The 21,628-nt window shown below is 63.6% G+C and carries 24 protein-coding genes; 5 read left to right on the top strand and 19 right to left on the bottom strand.

Features of this window, described 5'->3' with window-relative positions; translation table 11 throughout:
* Positions 1-582, top strand: a 582-nt coding sequence (locus ACOVRJ_RS08315; RefSeq protein WP_422043420.1) for an integrase domain-containing protein, incomplete at its 5' end; no start/stop codon positions are given.
* Positions 583-714: 132 nt separating this feature from the next.
* Here ACOVRJ_RS08315 and ACOVRJ_RS08310 read toward each other — a convergent pair.
* Genes ACOVRJ_RS08310 through ACOVRJ_RS08295 form a run of 4 tightly spaced genes read right to left on the bottom strand, consistent with a single transcriptional unit; the run spans position 715 to position 6,024 of the window.
* Positions 715-1,788: a patatin-like phospholipase family protein gene (locus ACOVRJ_RS08310; RefSeq protein WP_422043419.1), complete on the bottom strand. Its 1,074-nt coding sequence runs from the start codon at positions 1,786-1,788 to the stop codon at positions 715-717.
* The gene (locus tag ACOVRJ_RS08305; protein ID WP_422043418.1) at positions 1,785-4,040 is read right to left on the bottom strand and encodes a ThiF family adenylyltransferase; all 2,256 of its coding nucleotides are present in this window, start codon (positions 4,038-4,040) and stop codon (positions 1,785-1,787) included. The genes ACOVRJ_RS08310 and ACOVRJ_RS08305 overlap by 4 nt, the downstream gene beginning before the upstream one ends.
* Positions 4,040-5,194: a hypothetical protein gene (locus ACOVRJ_RS08300; RefSeq protein ID WP_422043417.1), complete on the bottom strand. Its 1,155-nt coding sequence runs from the start codon at positions 5,192-5,194 to the stop codon at positions 4,040-4,042. Before ACOVRJ_RS08300 ends, ACOVRJ_RS08305 begins: the two co-directional genes overlap by 1 nt.
* An 11-nt stretch (positions 5,195-5,205) precedes the next feature.
* Entirely contained in the window at positions 5,206-6,024 is an 819-nt protein-coding gene (locus ACOVRJ_RS08295) for a ComEC/Rec2 family competence protein (protein WP_422043416.1), read from the bottom strand.
* Positions 6,025-6,230: 206 nt separating this feature from the next.
* Here ACOVRJ_RS08295 and ACOVRJ_RS08290 point away from each other — a divergent pair, with 206 nt between their 5' ends.
* Genes ACOVRJ_RS08290 through ACOVRJ_RS08280 form a run of 3 tightly spaced genes read left to right on the top strand, consistent with a single transcriptional unit; the run spans position 6,231 to position 8,036 of the window.
* Positions 6,231-6,866 (top strand): hypothetical protein, encoded by a 636-nt coding sequence (locus ACOVRJ_RS08290; RefSeq protein ID WP_422043415.1) that lies wholly within the window; start codon positions 6,231-6,233, stop codon positions 6,864-6,866.
* On the top strand, positions 6,863-7,279 hold the full coding sequence (locus tag ACOVRJ_RS08285) for a hypothetical protein (RefSeq protein WP_422043414.1): 417 nt from the start codon (positions 6,863-6,865) through the stop codon (positions 7,277-7,279). Before ACOVRJ_RS08290 ends, ACOVRJ_RS08285 begins: the two co-directional genes overlap by 4 nt.
* The gene (locus ACOVRJ_RS08280; protein ID WP_422043413.1) at positions 7,269-8,036 is read left to right on the top strand and encodes an ImmA/IrrE family metallo-endopeptidase; all 768 of its coding nucleotides are present in this window, start codon (positions 7,269-7,271) and stop codon (positions 8,034-8,036) included. Before ACOVRJ_RS08285 ends, ACOVRJ_RS08280 begins: the two co-directional genes overlap by 11 nt.
* A gap of 124 nt (positions 8,037-8,160) precedes the next feature.
* On the opposite strand, the gene ACOVRJ_RS08275 is transcribed toward ACOVRJ_RS08280, so the two are convergent.
* From ACOVRJ_RS08275 to ACOVRJ_RS08210, 14 genes are all read right to left on the bottom strand, one after another.
* The gene (locus ACOVRJ_RS08275; protein WP_422043412.1) at positions 8,161-8,958 is read right to left on the bottom strand and encodes a hypothetical protein; all 798 of its coding nucleotides are present in this window, start codon (positions 8,956-8,958) and stop codon (positions 8,161-8,163) included.
* A gap of 15 nt (positions 8,959-8,973) precedes the next feature.
* Positions 8,974-9,333 carry a helix-turn-helix domain-containing protein gene (locus ACOVRJ_RS08270; RefSeq protein ID WP_422043411.1) on the bottom strand — a complete coding sequence of 120 codons (360 nt, stop codon included), beginning with the start codon at positions 9,331-9,333 and terminating at the stop codon, positions 8,974-8,976.
* Positions 9,323-9,631 carry a type II toxin-antitoxin system HigB family toxin gene (locus ACOVRJ_RS08265; protein ID WP_422043410.1) on the bottom strand — a complete coding sequence of 103 codons (309 nt, stop codon included), beginning with the start codon at positions 9,629-9,631 and terminating at the stop codon, positions 9,323-9,325. The genes ACOVRJ_RS08270 and ACOVRJ_RS08265 overlap by 11 nt, the downstream gene beginning before the upstream one ends.
* A gap of 200 nt (positions 9,632-9,831) precedes the next feature.
* Entirely contained in the window at positions 9,832-10,908 is a 1,077-nt protein-coding gene (locus tag ACOVRJ_RS08260) for a DUF932 domain-containing protein (RefSeq protein WP_422043409.1), read from the bottom strand.
* Positions 10,909-11,053: 145 nt separating this feature from the next.
* Positions 11,054-11,659 (bottom strand): RadC family protein, encoded by a 606-nt coding sequence (gene radC / locus ACOVRJ_RS08255; RefSeq protein ID WP_422043408.1) that lies wholly within the window; start codon positions 11,657-11,659, stop codon positions 11,054-11,056.
* A gap of 87 nt (positions 11,660-11,746) precedes the next feature.
* Positions 11,747-12,343: a DUF3577 domain-containing protein gene (locus tag ACOVRJ_RS08250; protein WP_422043407.1), complete on the bottom strand. Its 597-nt coding sequence runs from the start codon at positions 12,341-12,343 to the stop codon at positions 11,747-11,749.
* Between the two features lie 14 nt (positions 12,344-12,357).
* Positions 12,358-13,017, bottom strand: coding sequence for a hypothetical protein (locus ACOVRJ_RS08245; RefSeq protein WP_422043406.1), 660 nt, complete (start codon positions 13,015-13,017; stop codon positions 12,358-12,360).
* Positions 13,018-13,023: 6 nt separating this feature from the next.
* Entirely contained in the window at positions 13,024-14,172 is a 1,149-nt protein-coding gene (locus ACOVRJ_RS08240; RefSeq protein WP_422043405.1) for a PFL_4669 family integrating conjugative element protein, read from the bottom strand.
* Positions 14,169-15,695 carry a hypothetical protein gene (locus tag ACOVRJ_RS08235; RefSeq protein ID WP_422043404.1) on the bottom strand — a complete coding sequence of 509 codons (1,527 nt, stop codon included), beginning with the start codon at positions 15,693-15,695 and terminating at the stop codon, positions 14,169-14,171. Before ACOVRJ_RS08235 ends, ACOVRJ_RS08240 begins: the two co-directional genes overlap by 4 nt.
* Positions 15,692-16,093 carry a hypothetical protein gene (locus tag ACOVRJ_RS08230; protein ID WP_422043403.1) on the bottom strand — a complete coding sequence of 134 codons (402 nt, stop codon included), beginning with the start codon at positions 16,091-16,093 and terminating at the stop codon, positions 15,692-15,694. The genes ACOVRJ_RS08235 and ACOVRJ_RS08230 overlap by 4 nt, the downstream gene beginning before the upstream one ends.
* Positions 16,094-16,113: 20 nt before the next feature.
* Complete coding sequence (locus tag ACOVRJ_RS08225; RefSeq protein WP_422043402.1) at positions 16,114-16,662, bottom strand: STY4526/YPO1902 family pathogenicity island replication protein; 549 nt, start codon at positions 16,660-16,662, stop codon at positions 16,114-16,116.
* The gene (locus ACOVRJ_RS08220; protein WP_422043401.1) at positions 16,662-18,029 is read right to left on the bottom strand and encodes a ParB family protein; all 1,368 of its coding nucleotides are present in this window, start codon (positions 18,027-18,029) and stop codon (positions 16,662-16,664) included. Before ACOVRJ_RS08220 ends, ACOVRJ_RS08225 begins: the two co-directional genes overlap by 1 nt.
* The gene (locus ACOVRJ_RS08215) at positions 18,026-18,859 is read right to left on the bottom strand and encodes a ParA family protein (RefSeq protein WP_422043400.1); all 834 of its coding nucleotides are present in this window, start codon (positions 18,857-18,859) and stop codon (positions 18,026-18,028) included. The genes ACOVRJ_RS08220 and ACOVRJ_RS08215 overlap by 4 nt, the downstream gene beginning before the upstream one ends.
* 126 nt (positions 18,860-18,985) lie before the next feature.
* Entirely contained in the window at positions 18,986-19,522 is a 537-nt protein-coding gene (locus tag ACOVRJ_RS08210) for an RNA polymerase sigma factor (RefSeq protein WP_422043399.1), read from the bottom strand.
* A gap of 398 nt (positions 19,523-19,920) precedes the next feature.
* Between ACOVRJ_RS08210 and ACOVRJ_RS08205 the strand changes: the two genes are divergently transcribed.
* A complete protein-coding gene (locus tag ACOVRJ_RS08205) occupies positions 19,921-20,181 on the top strand; it encodes a helix-turn-helix transcriptional regulator (protein ID WP_422043398.1) in 261 nt (86 codons plus the stop codon).
* Positions 20,182-20,198: 17 nt separating this feature from the next.
* On the opposite strand, the gene ACOVRJ_RS08200 is transcribed toward ACOVRJ_RS08205, so the two are convergent.
* On the bottom strand, positions 20,199-21,425 hold the full coding sequence (locus tag ACOVRJ_RS08200) for a tyrosine-type recombinase/integrase (RefSeq protein ID WP_422043397.1): 1,227 nt from the start codon (positions 21,423-21,425) through the stop codon (positions 20,199-20,201).
* Positions 21,426-21,628 lie beyond the last annotated feature (203 nt).

The raw sequence follows: 21,628 nt of genomic DNA, 5'->3' as shown, positions 1-21,628 counted from the left end.
AACCACCACTACGGCATCGGCAACCGGCAGCACGTCACCAACGTCAGCAAGGCGCAGGAACTGCGGTCCGGCGACCTGGCGCGGGTGACCGACCCCTACACCACCATGTCCCTGCGGCTGCAGGCCGCCTTCGGGCTGCGGCGGGAGGAATCCATCAAGATCCGACCCGAGTGGGCCGACCGGGGCAACGTGCTCGCCTTGAAGGACACCTGGACCAAGGGCGGCCGCCCGCGCGAAGTGCCTGTCCGCAATGCGGAGCAGCGGCAGTTACTCGAGGAAGCCAAGGCCCTGGCCGGCACGGGCAGCCTCATCCCGGCCGACAAGACCTACGCCGAGCAACTGCGCCGCTTCGAGCACCAGTGCGCCGCCGCAGGCATCCACCGGGTGCACGGGTTCCGGCACCAGTATGCGCAGGTGCGTTACCGTGAATTGACGGGTTGGGCAGCACCTGCAGCCGGCGGGCCGCGGTCACGGGATCTGACGGCAGAGCAGAAGTCGAGCGATCGGGAGGCCCGGCTCACGATCAGTGCAGAGCTGGGGCATGAGAGGGAGCAGGTGACTGCGGTTTACCTAGGTCGGTGACTGCACTCGACCCAAAGCCGCCAGTAGAGTGGTCTAAGTCCGCGGAATGAGCAGACATTGCCCGGAATGGTTCAGGTGCTCCGCTCTGGCAGGCAGTTGGGCGCGGCCGTGTCTGCGGATTTGTTTGCCGCGCTATGCCAAGCCGAAGCGATTCTCCGCGTCTCTGGCGACGCCATGCCCATACCCGGCGAGTCGCTCGAAGTCAGTGCGGCTGAGGCGCTTGAGGCTCGTGGGGAACGAGCGAGCGAATTTGGCCTCCGTGCAGTCGGGGCCAGAGATGGCAGTGCCGATTAGAAGTTGCGCGCCAATGCCAGGGTTGGTCTGAAGGTAGTTGGCGAAAGCTCGGATGCGCAGCGATCTCGACTGCTCGGACATGATGTCCATCATCCGCTTGATACGAAATGGGTTCAGCGGCCCTGAACGAAGCCCAATGGGAAGAGGTGCCCCGGCGTCACTGACGATGATGTAGTCGCCGGCGTTCTTGGGCTGCTGCTTGCCTGGATCAAAGAACGGCTCGGCACCGAGGTTGTCATACAGCCCGCCGTCGTAAAGGTGCAGCCGCTTGGTGCCGACATTCACAACCTGCTCGCTCCCTTTCGGGGCATCCCAAGCCCGCTTCTTCCAGATGTAGGCATCAGCGCGCAAGGCGAGTGGGCCGAAACCAATAGGGAAAGCCGCCGACACCGCCAACGCACTGCCCAGCGGAAAGTTCGGCGCCTGCGCGTAGCCGAGTTCCCAGTCGCCGATCTCGGCGCCTTTGAACCGAAACCGCTTGCCATTCTCGGCCGTGGTTCCGTTGATCGACCATTCGGGGCTGAGGCCGATCGCCGACAACGGCACATCCAGCTCCCAGTTCGCTCGGAGCTCGAGCGCAAGCAGGTTGGCCCTCGAAAGGCAGAAGCGCCAGTTCCAAGGCCGGAGCAACTGCAAGACTGCGCCAGCCTGCAAGCTGCGGGAGCACAGTTGCTCGCCCACCCACGGGTAGGTCTTGTTCAAGAACTGCTGCGACGTTGGCCACTGGAAGTCGCAGGATCTGTAGACCAGACCCACCAACAGACTACCGCCGGAGACAGTCGACAGGCGAGCGACCCGTTCGAGCAAACCGCGTTCGGCCATGCGCTTGAGTACGCCAAGGTGGAAGGCCATGGCGCGGATACCGCCGCCGGACAGCGCCAATGCAATGGGCGGCTCTGCGGCTATTGTCATGCCATCACCTCGCCTGCATAGAGTTCGAGTTCATGCTCGCCGACGATGATCTGGATGACAGGAAGCCCGTCGTCGGCCATGCCCAGCGCCAGCTTGAAGAGCTGCAGCAGGTCGTCAGGACTTTGCCGAGCGCTATGACCTGGGGGATGGCTATGCCACTCCCCGAGGTAACCGACGACGTTGCCGGTTCGTCTTTGCACTTCGCGGTACGACTCCATCAGGCCCTCGACGCCACGCTCGAAATGATCGGTGCTGTGGGAACTGTCCGGTGGCGGCGGCAGAACGTCGACGATGACGATCTCGCCCAGGTTGAGATCGTGGTAGCCCAACAGCACGCCGCCGCTTTCTGTCGGTAGCCTCTCAGCGCGCAGCTGCCGCAGCTTGTCCTCCAGGCCCTTGTCCAGATGCACGGTGAGTTGGCCACGCAGCTGGGCGATCGGTTCATGAACCGGCACGTCGAAGAACTCAACGCTGCCGGTCTCTGGGTCGCGATGCCAGGCCTTTATGACCGCCTGCGGTTGCGCATATCGGCGGATCAGTTGCTCTGCCAGCGTCGCCGAGTGCGCTACGACGCTGGAATGCGGCAGCTTGAACGAGATGTCGCGGCAACTTGCGCCGCTCCAAAACGAGCCCAGGTGACCGTCCAGGTGGTGCTGGCCCCAAGATTGGTTGAGGAGTGCCCGGTAGTACTGGGCTTCGAGGGTGCGCAGCCGACATTGGCGAGCTTGATCTTCGAGCAACAGCACTGAGCCTTTGCCGCTCGGTGTCAGGAAAACGGATGCGTGGCGTGCCGTGTGAGAGCTGGCGCTGGTCAGTCGCGGAAAGTCCACCGTCGTCGAGCAGTCGACGACAAGGCCGGCAGCGGCGAGCACGGTGTCGACCTCTGCGCTGTTGCGATCACACGCGTCCGCGACGATGGCACGGACCACTCCGGCATTGCCGTGGATGAGTTCGACCAAAGTCTGGCAAACGCTGGACTTGGGCTGTCCGACATGGTTGAAGAACGCCGCGTGCCGGGCCAGGTTGTGTGGCTTCACGTGGTCGGAGTCGATGATCGTCCAAGATCCCCAACCCGCCCGTGTCCAAAGGTTCAGCAGCTCACTGCCCAGGGCGCCAACCCCCACGAGGACCGCCACATCGGGTCCAGCGTTGGGGGTTGCGGACAGCGCTCGGAATTGTTGGCGACTTGGCGCGTCCAGCACCGCCGCGGGGAGGGTCAGCACACTCCGCCAATCTCCTTCCGCGGGCGCACGGCCTCCAATGGGTGTGTCCTTGAAGACCTGGCCCTCAACGCGAGCGTAGGCGCCCAGGCGCAAGCCAAGTTCGAGGCGGCCCACGGTGGTCAGCAAGGCCATCCGCTGCGTGCGCTCTGCGGGGGCGCCGGGCTCGCGACACACGGGTATGTTCAGCATCACGACGAAACGGTCGTTCGCGCCCTTCAGGGCTTCGCCCTTGGTGTGAATCTGCTGCCACAGGTTGTCCCGCAGCATTGCGGCGAGATCAAGGCCTCGCTCGGCCAGTTCGTCGGCCGCCGCGCCGAGCGTGGAGGGGATGTCCGTTCGGCTGCCTTGGACGATGGGCGGGCAGTCGATGATCGCAACGCCCAGTCCCTCGACCTTGGCATCGCCGACGACCACGGCTCTCAGCATCAGAGTCGATGTGCCGCGCAGGTGCGCCGGTTCGATGAAGGACGCGAAGAAGCGCAGGTCGGCTCGCTGCCGCAGTTGGTCGAAGTTGGCCGGGATCACCAGCTCCCAGCCGGTGTCGAAGAACAGCAGCTCCAGCGGTTGATCGGCCGCGTGCAGTGCCCCCTGCGAGGTCTCCAGCAGCCACCACTGGATGCGGCGCAAGAACTTCGGTGCCGTCCACGTCCGCATCACCGAGCGATGGGGTTCGAAGTACAGGCACAGGCTTCGGGGCTCGCCAGCCGGTGTCGCGTTCAGGTGCATGACCCCAGGAAAGTCCTGGCGCAATGCCAGCACTGCCGGCGGGCTGTTGCCGGCGGTACCCACCATGATGGCTAGCCTCTCGGGACTGCGCAGGCCGATCAGATTGCGGTTCGGGATCTCGTCACACGCGACATCGACCACCAAGGCTTCGCGGTCCGAGCCGTCGATCGACGTCAACACCTGCAGCAGTGTGACGTCCCGACTTCGGTCGATGGCGTGGCACAACTCGACAGCGTGCGGCAGACGCAGAGCCGTACGATCCGCCGGCGCAAACGCCGCGAGCTCGTGATACGTCAACGGCATCAGCCGGCCCGTGGTGCGGTGCTGGTGATGATAGCCGCGCTGCCGACCACGACGCTCTTTTTCAGTGCCAGGCCCGACGCCGTGAACTCGAACTCCAGGGGTTTGGGCCGGCTGGCGTTCGGTTCCGACATGGTCACGAGGAACTTGCGGCCATCCACCTTGGCCAAGTGGCTCTCGTAGGCCTTGCGCGCCTGGATGTGGGGCGGCTGCACCTGCTCATAGGCGCCCTTGTCGTCGTTGACTGGCTTGCTGCAGCTGACGATGTAGGCACCCGCGCGCCCCTCAAGCAGCAGTTCCTTGACCAGGGGCTTGGGGACGGTCTCCTTGTCGCCCTTCTCGTCGCTCAGAGCCTTGTAGCTGCAGTGATGCGGGATGTTGAACAGGTCCCACTCCAGGCGATCATCGTTCTTGTGCCGGCGCGTGGCGGTGACGATGTCTTCAAGGTCTCCCCACTCGGCATCGCCCACCTCGAGGTAGTCGAACAGTTCCTTGCCCGACTTCAGGCGCACGTTGAACACCAGCGCAGCACTGTTGCGGACGATGTCGCCGTCGTCGCAGTGTTTGATGAATGGCGAGTGGCAGAAGAACTCGACCTTGTCAGCGTCAAGGCTGAAACCAGGGACCAGTGTGCCGGCGTCAACGATGAGGTGATCGCGCGCGTCGGGCTTCTCGCCGCGCGCCTTGAGGGCGAATTCCAGCCAGTCTGCGAGATCCTGCGGCTTCGAGAAAACCCGGATGCCCTTCCCGGCAAGCAGCCGGTGTCGCGCTTCCTGGCGCAGGATGACGAACTCGGCACTTTGCTCGTCATTGCTGGCCGACTCGACGACCATGGCTGCCGGCACCCAGAGCTCCTTGATCTTGATGCGGTCCTTGCCTTGGTACTTCTCCGCGTGTTCCAGCCAGAAGAAGTCGGTGCTGCCCTGAATGTGGTCCTTGTCGGCGTGCGTGAAGGCGACCACGTCGAAGTCCTCCCGCTTTGCCTCCTTGAGCTCCCCGCGCAAGCGCTTCTTGAGATCGATCTCAGGGGTGTCGTCGTCCTCAGCCTTGTCGCGGTGGCAGAAGTCGAAGAGGACGCGGCGGCCGTTGTCCAACACGATCTGGCTCGTGTCGCCGTTGCCCACCGGATAGAAGATCACCTTGTGTGTTTCAGACATGTCGTGCCTTTCTACTGTTCGAACTTGTAGTTCTTCACGCCCGCCAAGTCGACGACGGTATGGATGGACTGTCCCTGGTTGCCGTTGGTCGCATGCCACTCGCGGGAGTGATCACGGAAGAGTCGTTGCGCAGCCAGATGAGGGTGGCCGTACTGGCTCTGTACGCCGGCGCTGACCAGGATGGTGTGCGGCCGGATGCACGACAGCGCTGCCGCCGAGATGCCGTTCTCGGACCCATGATGCGGGGCCGCCAGGACGTGCGACTGCAGCGAGCGGCCGAAGTAGCGCACGATCGAATCCCAGCGGTCGACCTCGGTGTCGCCAGTGACGAGGTAAGTGCCGCCCGTTGCATGCTCGGTGACCTTGCACACAATCGAGCAATTGTTCGAAGAGTTCATGTCCTCGCGGTGCGGCGAGAAGATCTCGAACGAGAACTCGGTACACAGCTTCTGGTAGAAGCGCAGGTTGTTGTCTCCCAGGGCCACCGACACGTGGTCGATGTCCTTCTGCTGGTCCAGCACCTTGATCGCGTCGAAGCAGAGATCGGCGGTGCGCGTGCGCTTGCGGTAACTGGGGTACATCAGCCAGTTCGGCCGGTACTTGTTCAGCACCAGCTTCATGCCGGCCTCGCAGAAATGGTCGGCGTCAAAGCCGGTCACGACCAAGCCAACGAGCTTGCGGCCGGCGAGGATCGAACTCAACGCCGCCTTCACGAACACGGTGTCTTGCCCTGAACTCAAGGGCACGAAGGTGTCGACGATGAAGGCTTCGTTCTTGCCGGCCACGACGACGAACTGGCCTTGACCGACGTTGAGGGTGAAGATTTCCATGGGGACGTGGTTCCTGCGTGATCCTGACTCTGAGCGGCGGCCCTGCCAGCGGGCAGCCTGGGGACGTTTTCACTGGCAGCGATGCCCGCCGTGGCGGCAGAATGCCCTCTATACAGATATGCGGGCGACCGACTGAAACCGGACACGGGTGGCGACATGTCCGGTTTTCGGGTTTGACCCGCATACATCGATATCGGGGAGAGTCCGTGGAAGCAGGCAACGCGCCGAATGACGAACCGGCCACAGATGACGATATTCGCGACGCGATCGAGGCGCTGACGGAAGATGACGCCCTTCGTTTGCGTAAGGCTGCCCAGGGGTTCCTGCTTGGAACGGAGTATCAGGACCCGCACGAACTCATCAACGAGGCCGTGGTCCGCGCGATGGACGGAACCTTGGGCGACCGGGGGCGCCATTGGCCCAAGCGGCGGGTGCCGTTCGTCGCGTTCATGATCATGACGATGATGAGCATTGCTGACGGATCGCGCGAGTCACACCTCATGTCGAGGACCGACCGACTCGAAGGCTTGACCCTCAAGGGTGAGGGGGCTGATCACGTGCTCGACTACCTCGGCTTCTCGACCCAGAGCGTCGAGGACGAGGCGCTGGATGCCGAAGAAGAGGCCGCGGCCATCGCGCGTGCCAAGGTGGATGCTGACCGCATCGACGTGATGTTTGCCGATGATCAGCAGGTCGCCTGGCTCGTGATGTGCATCAAAGAGGGCAAGTCGCCAGCCAAGGCCCGCGAGCTGGCAGGATTCAGCATCACCGAGTACGAAACTATCAGGAAACGCCTGCGCCGCGGCGCGGCCAAGCTGTTTCCCGGAAGGAGGTCTGCATGACCACGCCCAACCATCGAGCGGAGTTGGCAGCGCTGCGGGTCATCGCGCTTGAGGACATCCTGAACACTTCCGATGCCGACCTTCGTAAGGAGGCTGTAGAAGACGGTGAGGATGTCGCGGCGATCGCGGTGAACCTGAAGTCGGCGATGCGGGACGCCGCCGCGGCGGCGCTCAGGCAGCGATTGAGCGAAGCCAAGGCGCGCATGACTGTTCGGCCGGTGCCAAACCCGGGCCCGCAAGTACGGCCACCTCTGGAGCGGCTGAAGCAGCTGATTCAGGAAGCGTTCTCCAGCGATCGCAGTTTAGGACTCGCGTTCCGTGACGGCAAGCGGCAGTCGGACGCCGACTGGGAGAGCCTGTACGACGATCTGGTGGCCTTGGGCAAGATCGATCCGGCGTCCCATGAGGATTGACACGGCGCGGCTGTCGCCGGCAGAGCGGCTTCTTTGGTCGCATGGCGTCGTTGAACCCGACCAAATCGACCTGGAAGCCATCGCAAACGCGCGCGGCGCGCGCGTAGTGCATCGCCATCTTGATGGTTGCGAGGCACGCTTGGTGGCTAGCGCCGAGCAGGCGGTGATCAGCGTCAACACAGCGGGTGGATACGAGGGCCGGCGCAGGTTTTCTTTGGCGCACGAACTTGCACACTGGATCTGCGATCGCAAGACGGGCTCGTTTCAGTGCGCCAAGGAGGTCATCGGGCCGCATAACGCCGAGGCCAAGTCGGTCGAGGCTCATGCCAACTCGTTCGCCAGCCAGCTCATCCTTCCCGACTATCTGGTCGTGCCGTGGGCGCACGGCAAGCGGATCAACCTTGACGTGGCCAAGACACTAGCCAACGACTTCAACGCGAGCCTGACCGCGGCTGCGATCAAGCTGGCCAAACGAGCGACGACGCCGGCGTGCATCGTGTGCCACAGCCAAAGCCGGCTGCTCTGGCATCAGCGCAATGGAGCCTTTCCCAACGAGTTCTTCGTGCTCGGCGAGTTGCACCAGGAGACGGATGCATTCGGAATCGCCTTCGGTGCGGCGAGTGGCATGTCTCGCCCCCGCAAGGAGCCGGCCGATCGCTGGCTTTCTGGCGGTGGTGCGTATCGGCTGACGATTGAATCGCAGTCAATCAAGCTGCCGGACAGCACGGTCCTGACGATGTTGTCCATTGCAAGATAGCGACTCCGCTTGAGGCACTGCGGATACGGGGGACGGTCGAGTCCGAGTTGAACGACCGCTGTGGTGAATTCGACCGCCCAACTCGGTGGCTGACTGCTTGTGGCCGCATCCGGACTCTCGCTCCTCACGACCGGGATGGCGCCCCGAGTATCCATCCCTCAACCCCGCAAACCAGGCGCTCCGGCTGCGACAGCGTCGGCTGTAGGAGGTCGCTCAACTCCCCCGAGTCATGCGCCCCCTTCAGCCACGACGCAGTAACGAACGCGTCCTTCTGCCCGGCGCCGAGCGCTGCCACCGGCACCAGGTTTCGCCACACCGCCGGCCGCACCTCGACCAGTGCGGATTTTCCAGCCGGGATTTCCCAGCCGTCAAGCGGCCAGACGTGAAGCCGCTCGCCCAACTGGCGCTTCAGGAACAGGATCCACGGCAACCCCGCATGAGTGGCCGCCGCGACCTTGCCGTTCCCCTCAAACTGAAACACCGACCGCGCTGCTCGGCATCGCTCATCCGTCAGCCGCATCCACCGGGGGTTGCCCATGCGCGCAACCCCTTCCCCGCGGGCACCGTTGAGGATGAAGTCCACGTAGGTGTGCGGCGCATCGGTCGGCCAGTGCCTGTGGAAGTCCTCCAGGAAGAACTTCCAGTCCGGCGGCAACCCGTGCACCTCGAAGTAACGCAGCGGAAACGACAGCGCGTGGTCGATGCCGACAATTGTCGGCATGTCGCCGGCCAGTTCCCGGGCCAGCCAGTGCGCCAGTTCGCGGCGGCTCCAGTACTTTCGTGGTCCGGGTGGTGGCAGCACCTCCTGGGCCGGCGTGTCCGGCGTAGCGCTGTAGACGCGCAGGTTCTTCAGCCCCGAGTCCGGCGTCTCGGCGCCCGAGTAGTGGATGCCGAGGTAGCGGCGGAAGGCGCGGGGCGTCATGGGCGCCGAGGCGTTCTACCTCACACCCGCCAGCAAGCTCTCGTAGGGAATCCGCAGTCCATCATGCAGGCGCTTGACCATGCGCAGGCTCAGCGCGCGCTTGCGGTTCAGTACCTCGGAGACCCGGCCGCTCTGTCCGATGTACGGTTCGAGGTCGCGCGGGGTGAGGCCCTCCTGCTCCATGCGGAACTTGATCGCTTCCACCGGGTCGGCAGGGCCGAAGTCGTAGTGCTTGGCCTCGTAGGCCTCGATCAGCGTCACGAGCACGTCGCGCTCGTCCGCCTGAGGAGTGCCCTCCTCGGCCTGGAAGATCTTCTCCAGCCGCTTGAAGGCGCGCTGAAGGTCTTCGTCGCAACGGATCGGCTTAATGGTCATTGACGGTCTCCACGTCGATTCGGTCGTACTGCGCGTGGGTTCCCACGAATTTCACCCAAACGATACCGGCCTGGTACTGGATCTCGACCACCAGCCTGCACTTGTTGCCGCCCACGTTGAACACCACCCGGTTGTTGCCGCAGATGCTGGCGCTGGCGTACTGGTCCTTGATGTCCTGTGGCGTTCGCCAGGTCGCCTTGACGGCCTCGACGTACCAACTGTGGAGCGGCCCCCTTGCGTCGGCACACCCCGGGCGCTCCCAGAACCTCTGCAGGCTGCTTTTCGCGATGACCCTCATCCGCGATAGTATCTCCCATTTTGGGAGCGTCAGGCAAGCAGTCACCACGGCCATGCAGCGCGAGCCGTTCGGTAGAGGCCAGTTTGGCCACGCAGAAAAGTAATCGCCCGGCCAGCCGCAAAGCCGAACCGGGCGACAAAGCTACCAAGAAGAGAACCCCCGGCAAGCCAGCCCATAGGCCAGCCCACCGGGGTCCCCCCTCACCCCGCCGTCACCACCTCCCTCCAGTCACTGGCCGGCAGCTCGATGAGCTTGCCTCCCAGCGCCTCGAAGTCGGTGGCCCGGTCGTAGTCCGCCACCTCCTGCGAGTAGTGGGTGACGGCGTTGACCAGGCCGTAGGCGGTGAGGTCGCCTTCGACGATGAGGTGTCGCAGCACCCCTGAGCGCTCGGCTTCGTTGAGCGTGTAGCGGTTGGCCAGCACCTCGACGGCCTTGACCGGGTCACCGGTCAGCGGGATCTCGCGCGTCTTCTGCATCTTCAGCGCGATCTGCCGGAACGTCGTCTCCGAGACGGCAGCCTCCACCACGTCCCGCACCTTCAGGAAGAAGGCACGGTCGTCGGCGGCAAGCGTGTCGTCGCGGTAGACGTTCACCGACTCGGTCTCGGCCCCCAGCGCCCGACCGACGTGGGTCTTGCGCAGGGCATGGTCCGAGGCGATCAGGCCGTTGCGGCACACCAGGCGGAAGACGAGCGGCTGCACCGACAGGGTGCCGCAGCCCACCTCCGAGTTGGTGATGACGATGCCGGCCTGGACGATGTCGCCAGGGGCGACTTCGAAGTTGACGCGCGGCGTGACGACCTTCAGGTACATCTTCGTGTCGGTGAGTTCCACCGACTCGAAGCGGGCACCGTCCAGCCGCTGCAGGATGGGCAACACGTTCTCGGCAAGGTCGAAGTTGTCCAGCCGCCGGTAGCGATCAGACAGCACCGCCCTCACCTGCCCGTCCAGCGTGCGGATCATCCGGCGGTCGCCGTCCGACTGCAGCCAGGTGTTGACGTTGCGGTCCAGCAGTTCGGGCTGCTCACCGCGCATGCGCTCGAAGTAGGCGAACGGGATCTTGAGCTTGTCGGCAAGCTGCCGACGCGCCAGGTCCGTCACGCCGTACTCGCGGGCGACCGCAGCGTCAGCGCTGCTGACATCGACGAGCATCTTCAGCTCTCCGCCCTCATCGGTGCGGCACTGAAGCAGGGACGAAGGCACGACGAGGTCGCGCTTGGAGGACATCTGGCGCTCGAGTTCGCCAGCGAGATCAACGAGAGTGCGTCCGGTTTTCATGGGAAAAGCTCCTTGAAGAACGCGGGGACGGCACCCCGCCTTGCGGGGATGCGCATCCCCGCTGGGGTGGTGAACCGGACCGGGAGGAACCCCGGGCCGGAGGGGTGCACGGCAAGCCGTGCGGAGAGAACAAGACAGTGACGGGCTACAGAAGCCCGCGTTCAGCGAACGACACCAGGTCGTTGCCGCCGACGATGACGTGGTCCAGGACCCGCACATCGATCAGTTGCAAGGACGTGCGCAGCGTCTGCGTGAGGAACTCGTCAGCCCGGCTGGGCTCAGCCACTCCGGAGGGGTGGTTGTGAGCCAGGATGACCCCGAGCGCATTGAGCTTCAAGGCACGCTTGACGACTTCGCGCGGATAGACGCTGGTCTGGGTCAGGGTGCCCCGGAACATCTCCTCCGCTGCGATCACCCGGTTGTGAGCGTCCAGGAAGAGCACGAAAAACACCTCGTGCTCGAGCCTGGAGAGCTTCACCCGCAGGTAGGTGCGCACATGGGCCGGCGAGCTGAGCACGTCCTGCCGCTTCAACGCCTCCGCCAGAGACCGGCGCACCAGTTCGGTGGCCGCCTTCAGCTTGGACGTCACTTGCGGTGCGCCGTAGGCCTGGGCGTGCGGCTCATGCAGCAACGTCGCAAGGCTGCCGCTGGCGTCTTTCAACAGATGCTGGGCATGGCGCTGGCCCACCAGCACGCCCAGCAAGTGGGCGTCAGACAAGGACTCGACGGGCGAGTCAAGATCGGAACTCATGGAACTCTCCTTCGCTAACGGTGGGGAGAGTTCCTCCCCCCAGGGAGCGAACTCCCCAGGGGGTGGATGAATGACAGACTGCCTCAGTCAGAACGGTATGGATTCGTCTGCCGCAGATCCGTCAGCACCCTGGGCGGGTGTCGGGGACTCCGGCAGATCGATGGCCACGCCGTTGACCTTGGCGAACTTCACGCGCAGCAGGCGCCCCTTGATGGCGACACCGGGCTGCCCCTTGTTCTCACCCTTTTCGAAGATGAAGAGCTCGGGGTAGATGTCGGCCAGCCGGAAGCCGACGATGACGCGCCTCTCGGCGGCCACGTCGTCTCCCAGCATGCGCACAACCTTCTGCGCTTGCGCGCCGCTGACGCGGCAGTCGAACTTCGTGTAGCCGACATCGTCGGCACTGCCGCGCATGGCCGAGATGGTGCAGGCGATGAACTCCTGACCGTTCTTCGGCTTGATGACGCGAACGCGGTTGAGATAGCCAACGCCTTCAACGTGGAGGTTGAAGAAGTTGGCCTGGCCCGGCGCTGGTGCCGACGCCTGCGGGGAGGATTCCGCTGGCGACGACTCAACGGGCGCTGCCGGCGCTGCTGGCGCTGACGCCGAGGAAGGAGCCTCGGCAGCAGATGCCCCAGCGGGACGGCGCATGAACTTCCTGGGAACTTGGATGGGTGACAACATGATGGACTCCTTGGTTACACACGTGGATGCCCGTGCAACGGGACGCCCATCCCAGGACGGGGACGGATATCCCCGGGCGGGTTGACGAAAGGACAAGTACCTCCAAGCCTTGCGGCCACCGGATCTCGGGAGATCACTCCGGTTTGGGCGATGCGTGACGTGCATCGGTCGGGCTGGCTCAGCCAACGGGAATGGCCTGTCTGTTGCTGTGGGGGCGTATTCGGCCCACCTGTTGAGACATCGGGAACCACTGAAAACACCTGTTCGCATTCGGCACCTGCAAGCTGGGGGCCTGCGATGTCAGCTCCGGCCTGACCTTGCGTCCTCGGCAGGGTCACTTCAAAACTTTCGATTTCGTCTTCAAGGTCCCAGGGCAACCCATGGAGGGCGCGTTCTGCAGCCTCTGCCTGAAGGACGACCACTCGCACCATGCGATGGCCGTTTGACCCAACAGACAGTCGCCGGGCGGAAATGGCGTAGCCCTGGAATGAAGCGAGATCGTTGCCCGTGACTGCGGCGTTGGCTGCCAGCGTTCCGGCAATCGTCCAGAGCATGCGCATCTGAGCGGCATCCACGTAGCCGTCGATCTGGGTTCGGTGAACTGTCACGATGTACTTCTCCTCACTGGTGGCGATGGGGGTTCGCGCTTGTGGTTTCTCGCCCTCGGTGAACACCTTGGTTCAAGCCATTGACAGGACCAAGGCCCTAAGAGCGGCGTTGACCAATGGCTTTGGCGGACCGGCCACGTCGAGACATTCCGGTAAATCGTCAGCAGTGCGTGATGGCACCGGGTCGACCTGATCGAGGGATTCGGGCAAGCCGATCGGACCCGGGGTCACGCTTTCGGGCGGGTGAGTCAGAGAGCGAACACCTGAGTCGAGGCCCTTCGGTTGCTCCACCGCGCCTTGCAACCACGCCGGGCGGCCTGCAACAACACGCCGGCTGTGGCGAGGCCTGACGACTCCGCCCAAGACTTCGGCCGGAAGTTGTCCCAACAGTGCCTGCGCAGTGGACACCCTGCACCGAGCCTCATGACCAGCATCGGGACCAAAGTCCGACCTGGATAACTGCCTCAGGTCAGCTCGCATCAGTACCCGCTCCCACCGAATCGGCTCGAGAAACAGAGCTCGCAGGATCCGTCCGGCGTCTCGAACGGCCTGTCGACCCTGCTCGTCGGACATCAGGTCACGCAGCACCAGAGCACGAACGACCCTCACGTAACGGTCGAACTCCACCACCGCCCTGGCTGTTGCGTAGCCGTAAGGGCTTGTGAAGCCCAAAGCAACGCCTACTGGCTGCGTGCTGGCCAGCCGACCGAAGGACAGCCCTTGTTCAACAAGACGCTGCAGACGCTCCTCGTGGGCCAGCACGCCCTGAGCCATCTGGGCGCACGCCGTGCGCAGTTGGTCCTCCGCCCGAATCAGGATCCAGTCGGCAAACGGGTTGTCGTTGCTGGAGAGCACCCAAAGCACGCGCATCGCCGCGGCGTAGCGACGTCCGCCCGCGATGGCGGGCTGACCTGCGGCCGCGGCACGACCCAGGAAGAGCTGCAGCGCGTCTCGAGTGTGCAGCATCATCTTCTCACCGGCCTCGGCCTGCAAAGGTCCGATGTCGGCAGCCCGTGGCACCTGGAGGGGCTTGCGACGTATGGTCACAGGGATCCTGTTCGCTTCAGTGGCGCCGACATCACCGGCCGCCGGTATGACCTGACCCGAAGTCTGCAAAGCGTCAGCACTGCGGACACGGCGCGGCTTCCCTGCGGCCGTGCCCAGCACCTGACTCAGGTCCATGCCCGGAATGTCCAGTGTTTCGGTACCGCGGGTGGTCATGTTTGCTCCTTGCTTTGCTGAGTGCTGGCGGGGGCCAGGCCGCTGCGCTGCGCCCCAAGGCGCTGGCTCAGTTCGCGCAGTTGACGCAAAGATTTCGCGCGACGCAACTGCACTGCCAACACGTCATCGTTCGCGTTCGTCAGTGAGGTCTGGGCCTCGGGTTGCCCGTCGCCCGAATTACCCGAACAGGGCGTCAAGCCTGAGCCAACCGGCTTGCTGCCAAGCCCCTGTAGGTGTGCACAACCCGCTCGAAGATTGCGCTGCTGGGCGACGTGAAGTGCAAGATCTGGAACGAAGCTACCCGCGAGTGCACGCTCGACCAAGCCTCTCAGGTATGCGATCGAACTTCGGGGCGGGCGTGGGCCGCTGAGGCGGCCAGCGAGTTCATCCAAGACCAACTGGGCGGTGTCTGGCTCCAGTTCCGCGACCACACGGAGTGCCGTCGTGTGATCAGCCGGTAACAGCGCTGCTGGCGCGACCAGCGCTGGCAGCAAAGCGAGCGAATCTCCGACGCCTGTGGATAACTTCCCGCCGCGCGCGAGGTGTGTTGGTATAGATCTGTAACAACCAACAATACAAATACCTTTCTTTAGTTTGGCGCTTTCGGCCAAACAAGTTTGGCGGTTTCGGCAAGTCAAGGATGTGGGAACACCACATCCTTGATTTACCGTTTCGTGAAGGCCGGCGGTGCAAGCTGCCGAAGGCGCCAGCAAGGGTCTGCCGGGGCGCTCAAACGCACTGGTCGAAGGCATCCGCAGTTGTGCCGCCAGCGCATCGAGGCGGGCTCGCATGAACATGCGGGCCGGGCTGCCGGCCAGGCGCTCCTCCCATATCCCTCGCCGCGAGAGTTGGTCACGGGCAGCCTCCTGCTCCCTGCGCGTCAGGCCAAGGTCGGTTTGCCAGCGAGCCGCTTCGCCATGCATCCAACTGGTTCGCCCTCGTTGAAGCTGGCCGCGCATGCGGTGCAGCACGCAGGACATGAGCAGCGCCGCGTTGACCCCACCGCAGGCCCTCACCAGACTTCTGTGGAACGAAATGGGGGGTCCCAGCAGTTCCGCCATGACCCGAGGGTCCCGCCAGTCCCACGGTGATGACGCCGCCTCGGGTTCTTGCTTGGTTGAGACCAATGCCCCGCGCAGCGACGTTGACAGGCGATGGCACAGCACTGCCAGCATCACTCGGTGCTCAAGCCGAGCAGGCTGACCGATCCGACGCTCCTCGATCAGCCCCGCCGCGCGCAGTCGTGAGCGTACGGTCGCCTGCTCCTTGAGCGACAGACCCGACTCCTGCGTCCATTGCTCTGCCGTGCATGCGAGCCAGCCCTCCACCGAGCCGCTGGCCATGGCTTGGCGGGTCCAGTGCACAGACAAAGACATCATGAGACCCGCCTTCACCCCTTCCGCAATCTGGCAAAGCCTGCGGTGGAACGGAATCTGCGGACCCAGCAGGGGCCAGATGGCCTCTACCCAGCCATCGCTATCCTTTGCAGCGGCGTACACGGTGTTTGTCGAGCGCTGCGTCACGGTGGCCGCGCCGCTCTCGCCTGGGCAGCGTTGCGTTGCGCCTGCTGCTGCAGTGCCTGGGCGATGGCGGCCTTGTCGACCTTGAACCACACGCGCGCAGGCATCCCCTCTCGACGTTCAGACAGCAGCCCCGCCTGGCGAAGCAGTCGCCTTGCGGTCTCCTGTTCCCAGCGGGACAGCCCAGTCTCGCGGGTCCATTGGTCTTGTGACAACGTGAACCAGCCGTCCACGAAGTCACGTTGCAAGTCTGCGAAGTGGCCCGCCTCGGCCTCCTGTGTGGTCCCGATGGCGTAAGACAGCAGCAACGCTGCCGTGACGCTGCCGCAGATCGGCACAAGACATCGGTGGAACGTCACCGGCAGGTCGAAGATGTCGAGCAGGAGTTGATGCTCCACCATGTTTTCTTCGGACTCTGGCCTCATCGATTCAGCCATTCTTCTGCTTGCTGGATGACCAGTTCGAGCGCTCCTATGGGGTGGACGGAGAACGACTGGTGCAGGCGCAGGTAGCGCTGCCTCGGCTCCAGATCCTTGGTGGCGCGCCAACTTCGCAGGATGCGACAGCGCTCATCTGGATGGGGCAGAGCCAGTTGTCCCGACGGGTGCATGACGCCAAACTCCCGCCTGAGTCGGTGGGTCGAGTTACGTGACATCTTGAATAAGGCGGCCATCAGCCGGACGGAGGCCCCATGCCGCACGAAGTAGGTCTGCACCTCCAGGGCCTCGTCCACCAGGGTGACCTTGCGTAGCGCGCCCTCCAGGGCCTGTGCATCCAGCACGATCGAGATCCGGACCGCGTGGGTGCAAGCCAAGCGTTCAAGTTCATGCACTGATAGGCGGCGCAGCATCTTCAGCGGGGCACTGCTCAGACCAGCCCGGAGCAACTCGGCAGCGTCCACTTGCAAGCTCCTTTGCGACACGTGATGCAGCAGGACGGTTCGCACCTGAGGGTCGGTTACTTCCAGCATCAGGGCTCTCCGGGCGAAGTCCGCCTGCGGTTAGGGACAGCAATGGGGGACTTGGCCAGCGTCAACGCCTGAGCCAACGAACGAAATGCAGGTGCGGCCGGGTCTTCTGCGGAAAACATCCAAGCGACCAGACTGGACTCGTCAATGGCCTGGGCGTCATCGGCATGACGAGAGGCCCCATCAGGCTCAGCCAGTGCCCGAAGACAGCGCCAGGCGCGCCTGTGGGTAGCCCGGGTGAGGGATTCAATGGCAGCATCATCCACTGTGGTCCACAGATCCGACATCCTGGTGGTCTGGGAACCCGGAGCGGAAATCGCAAGGCCTGTGTGCTGCGCAAGTTCCTGAGCCTGTCGCCAAAGACGAGGCTCTTCGACCCTGGAAGCATGAGCCTCGACGTTCGACTCGCCGCGGGCACTCAGCGCGCCATCCGCATCAGCATCCGACCCATGGACTGTCTCCACTGATGACGCCCCAAGAGGCGACTCTGCAGGTGCAAGAGGACCGAAGACCTCGTTCACGGCAGACCTGCAGGCCTCGACCACGGCCTGAACATTGAGCGCCTGGCTGGGTGAGGTGACGCGGCGCTGTTTCACGAACGTCACGAACGCGGGATCAAAGGCGCGGGCATAGACCTGGTCTTCGCTGCACTGTGTCGCGGCCATGGCCTCTCGCTTCAAGGCATTGAGCCTGGGCTGCAGCGTCTTGACGTCCAGCCCTGACAACCCGGGATACCCTTGGGCTAGTGAGCTCAGTCGCTCAGTGGCGAACAGGTACAAGCCAAGGGTCGCGGTGTTCACCGACAGCCCCAACAAGTGCAGTGCGTCTTCCAGCGCACGCAGCGACAGGACCGAGTTGCGTTCAGCCTCGAGTTGATGCTTGAGCGCCGCCACCCCGCAAGCCTTGTCCCAGAAGCTCATGTCACCACGCTGTTCGTTCTCGGTCAGATGGGCGCTCAGCACCTGACCATGGCCACGCCACGGCCGAAAGAGAACGGTCAGTCGCCCGAATCGCAGATCGCGGGTCTCAGCCCATAGCTGCTGAAGGGCGCGCAGGCGGGTGTTGCCGCCGGATTCCACGATGAAGTGCGCTGCCCCGGGCTCTCGGGTGACCGTCAGCGGCGCACGCAGGCCACCCGTTCGAATCGATTCCTTGATCTCCTCGAACTTGGGGTTCGGCACCCTGCGCGGGTTGTGCTCATAGGGCCGGATGTCCTCCACCGAGACCTCGATGGCGCACTCCCGGGTGGGGTCGGCATGCTCTGGCAAGGTATGCCCGAGCCGGGACGGATTACCCACCCCCAGTGACTGAGCAACCAGTTGGCGGCGTATGTCTTGGGTGGACGGCGGGTCGTTGCGTCCGCTGGTCATGGCCTCCTCCCTTGTCCGTCCACTTCCAGGCCCATGAGACTTGGGATCAGCTCCCAAGCCAATCGGTGCATGACCATGCTGGCGCTGGGCATCGGACCTTCTCGGGCGGGTTCGTGCCGATGCACCGGCACGCGCAGGGTGGCAGCCTCCTTGTACGCCTTGGCGTAGGGCACCACGGTGTCCAACACGCTCACCCTGCCCTTCAGGCGGATGAAGTCCTCGCGTATGCCGCTGGCGATGCTGCGGGCGTCGATGGTGCGGTCCTGCCGGTAAATCACCGCCTTCAGTGGCCCTAGAGTGGCCCCCAGCGCGCTGCTTGGTTCCAAGCGTTCCAGCAATTCCATCGTGCCATCTCGGAACTCCCGGGCCGAGAGGATTTCTGGCGTGATGGGCGACACCAGGATGTCAGCCGCCAGGACGGCCGCGTCCTGCAATGGACCGATGGAGCCCTGGGTGTCTATCAGCACGCAGTCGTATCGTTCCCGCACAGCGCAGGACTGGAGCGCGAAGCGCAGCCGGAAGCCGCGGTCGATGCGCTGCAGCAACCAGGGGGGCAACTGCCCTTGGGGATCGTCGGAGACGACGATGTCCAGGCCGTCGACCACGGTGTGGGCAATGCAATCGGCCGTCACCTCGCCGCCCACGACGGCACGTGTGAGTCCCGCAGGCGCAGGACTACACAGGGGAAAGTACTTCGACAACGAGGGCTGCACGTCGGCATCGACAAGCAGCACCCGCAGGCCCAGGTCGGCGAGCAGCGCTCCCAGGTTGGCCGTGAGCGTGGTCTTGCCTACGCCTCCCTTGGTACTGGTGACTGTGAACTTGATCATGGAATCCTTTCGCTCATCAGGCCCAACCGCCGGGCCCTGATGAAGTCAACGGAATCCAGGTCGAAACTGTCCGATTAAGCTGCGCAGACAGCGTGGGCCGTCAGCATGGGCATTGCCAATTCCGGCTCAACCGCTGAGGTAGACATTCAATCCAGCGGCGCTCAGTCGTTCGCGAACCTGTGCCAGCTCGAGATAGAGGGTGCTGCGTGCCACCCCCAGCACCTGGGCAGCTTCGGCCGGCGTGAGACCTTCCGGGCCGAGCAGCCTGCACAACTTTTGCTGCCGTTCGGTCAGGCCGGCGAAGGCCCGCTCCAGATCGAGTCGCAGGTCCGTGACCGACGAAGAGTCGATGCCCGACTGCGACGGGTCCTCGGCCACCGTCTCACCAAGGGTCGGGGCATCGGCCGAGGCGTCATCTTCAGTCTGACCCCATGGCGAGTCCCATGACAGCAAGGGAGTGTCCCCGCCCCTCTTGACTGCCAAGTCTCTGCGGGAAAGATCCGCAAGGTGGTTTTCAATGACGCGGTGAAGGTACTTGGCCCCCGCGTCCTGCGCCTGGGGACTGAGCCTGGTGCGGACCTGGATCCAGTGCAGAAGGCATTCCTGCATCAGATCCTCGGCATGTTCCGCGCTGAGCCGTCTTCGTCGTCGCTGTTCGGCCACAAGAGTCCTGATCACCCTGAACTCCCATGCTTGGAGTCCGTCCCCCGGTCCGAGTGCCATGTGGCCCCCCGCGCAAGTTGCAACGGGGGCATGACCAGCAAGGACTCAATCAGTAAGTGGACGGAAAAGGCAGCGGAAGCGGCACCAGTTTTGAACTGAGCAATGCTTCTTAAGGGTTTACGACGAGTTCAGCGCGTCCAGGCGCGGGGTGGCGGCCAGTTCGACACACAGCTCACAGGACGCCATCGGACACATTCGGCACGAATGACGTCAAGGCCAGGAGGGACGTCAAGCTCAACCAGATGGTGAGCGGGTTCCCGCATGAGGGGCGCCGCCAGACCTTCCAGACCATAGGGCCGGCTGGCGTCCGTTGCGATTCACCTTCAGGAGAACATTCGATGCAAGCTCAGAGCACCACCAGCCAAGTCACGCCGCCAGCCTCCAACACGCCGCTCATCGTGCTGCGGCGCAGACAAGTCGAGGAGAGGACCGGCCTGTCCCGCAGCACCCTATATCACTACATCAAGCTGGGCAACTTCCCCAAGCCCATGGCGCTAGGTCCTCGTGTCGTGGGGTGGCTGGAGTCAGACGTGAACTCTTGGATAAACGAGCGGGTGCACATCAGCTGCGGTGGCCGTAGCGGTGTGAGACACACCTGAGAAATTGATGCGGGCCCTCAAGCTGAAGGAGCGCTGGAACCGTCCAAGAACCTGGCCCAGTCCTCCATCAGGGAGACCCGCCTCGGAAACATCGTCCCGCGTTGATAGGCGGCCTCGACTTTGTCGGGCAGTTGGTGTGCGAGCGCGTGTTCGGCCACTTCACGAGGATGGGATGTGGCTTCAGCCGCCCATACTCTGAAAGAAGATCGGAATCCGTGTGGCACCACAGGCTGCCCGCGTTCATCCAACCACACTGGCGGGTCATTCATGCGCTTGATGACTGCGCCGATTGAAGCATCTGAAAGCACGGTATCGGCTCGACTGCCAGGGAACACCAGTTCCGTACCCTTGATCCTCGGCAAATTCCTCAGCAATGCTATGCAGCTCGCAGACAGGGGCACCTGATGCTCTCGGCCTGCCTTCATGCGCTCTGGTGGCACAGTCCAGATACCAGCGTGCAAGTCAAATTCGAGCCACTTGGCTCCCCGAACCTCGCCGGTCCGGGCCGCGCATAGAACCGTCAACTCAAGTGCGCGCGCGGCGATGCCCTCACGAGAACGCAGAGCCGCCATGAAGCTGGGCATATCCCGCCAAGCAAGCGAAGGATGATTGCCGCGGGTTGCGACCTTTTGCGGCGCAGGAAGAATGTGTTCGAGATGGCCCTTCCACCGAGCCGGGTTGTCGCCGTTCCGGTGTCCGGCAACGGTGGCCCAGTCCAGGACTGCCTCAATGCGCTGCCGAACACGAGATGCAGTTTCTGTCTTCGTGATCCAAATCGGCTTGAGGCACTTGACGATCAGAGCCGTATCGACAGCAGACACGTCCAGATGCCCGATGACTGGGGAGACATACGTTCTCAGCGTAGCCGACCATTGCTCGGCGTGCTTGGTGTTACGCCATCCCGCGCGCTTACTCTCAATCAGCTGTTTGGACGCGACGTCAAAAGTCAACGCTCGCGCCTGCTCCTGGCTTGCCCGTTGGCGTTCTTCCATTCGAGCAGCGACAGGATCAACACCGTCCAGGAGCTGCAGGCGCAGTCGATGAGATTTCTCCCTGGCTAAGGCAAGTGAGACATCTCGAAGTGGACCTAGACCGAGCACCCGCTGCTTGCCATCCCGCGTGTACCGAAACACCCAAGACTTGGTTCCAGAGGACGTCACCTGCAGCCAGAGGTTGTCACCATCACCGTGCCAACCGACCTTGCTGATGCTCTTTACCAGTAAAGCGGAAAGTTTTTTGGACATACTTTTGACATACGCCTGAGCATACATCGAACTTTCGGAACTGGTCGAACACAGCAAGATCACCTCAGACAGACGATGATGGACTCTCCTAGGTAAATCGGTTCAGACCGAGACAATATTAGACTTCACTGAATTAACGATTTTCGGTCGCTCCCTCCGCCAGTTCACGCCCTCGGTAATCCCAGCCAGGGACGCAAAGGCTT

This window comes from Roseateles sp. (genome assembly GCF_049240545.1).
GTDB lineage: Bacteria > Pseudomonadota > Gammaproteobacteria > Burkholderiales > Burkholderiaceae_C > Paucibacter_A.
This window is presented reverse-complemented; position numbering and strand designations above follow the sequence as displayed.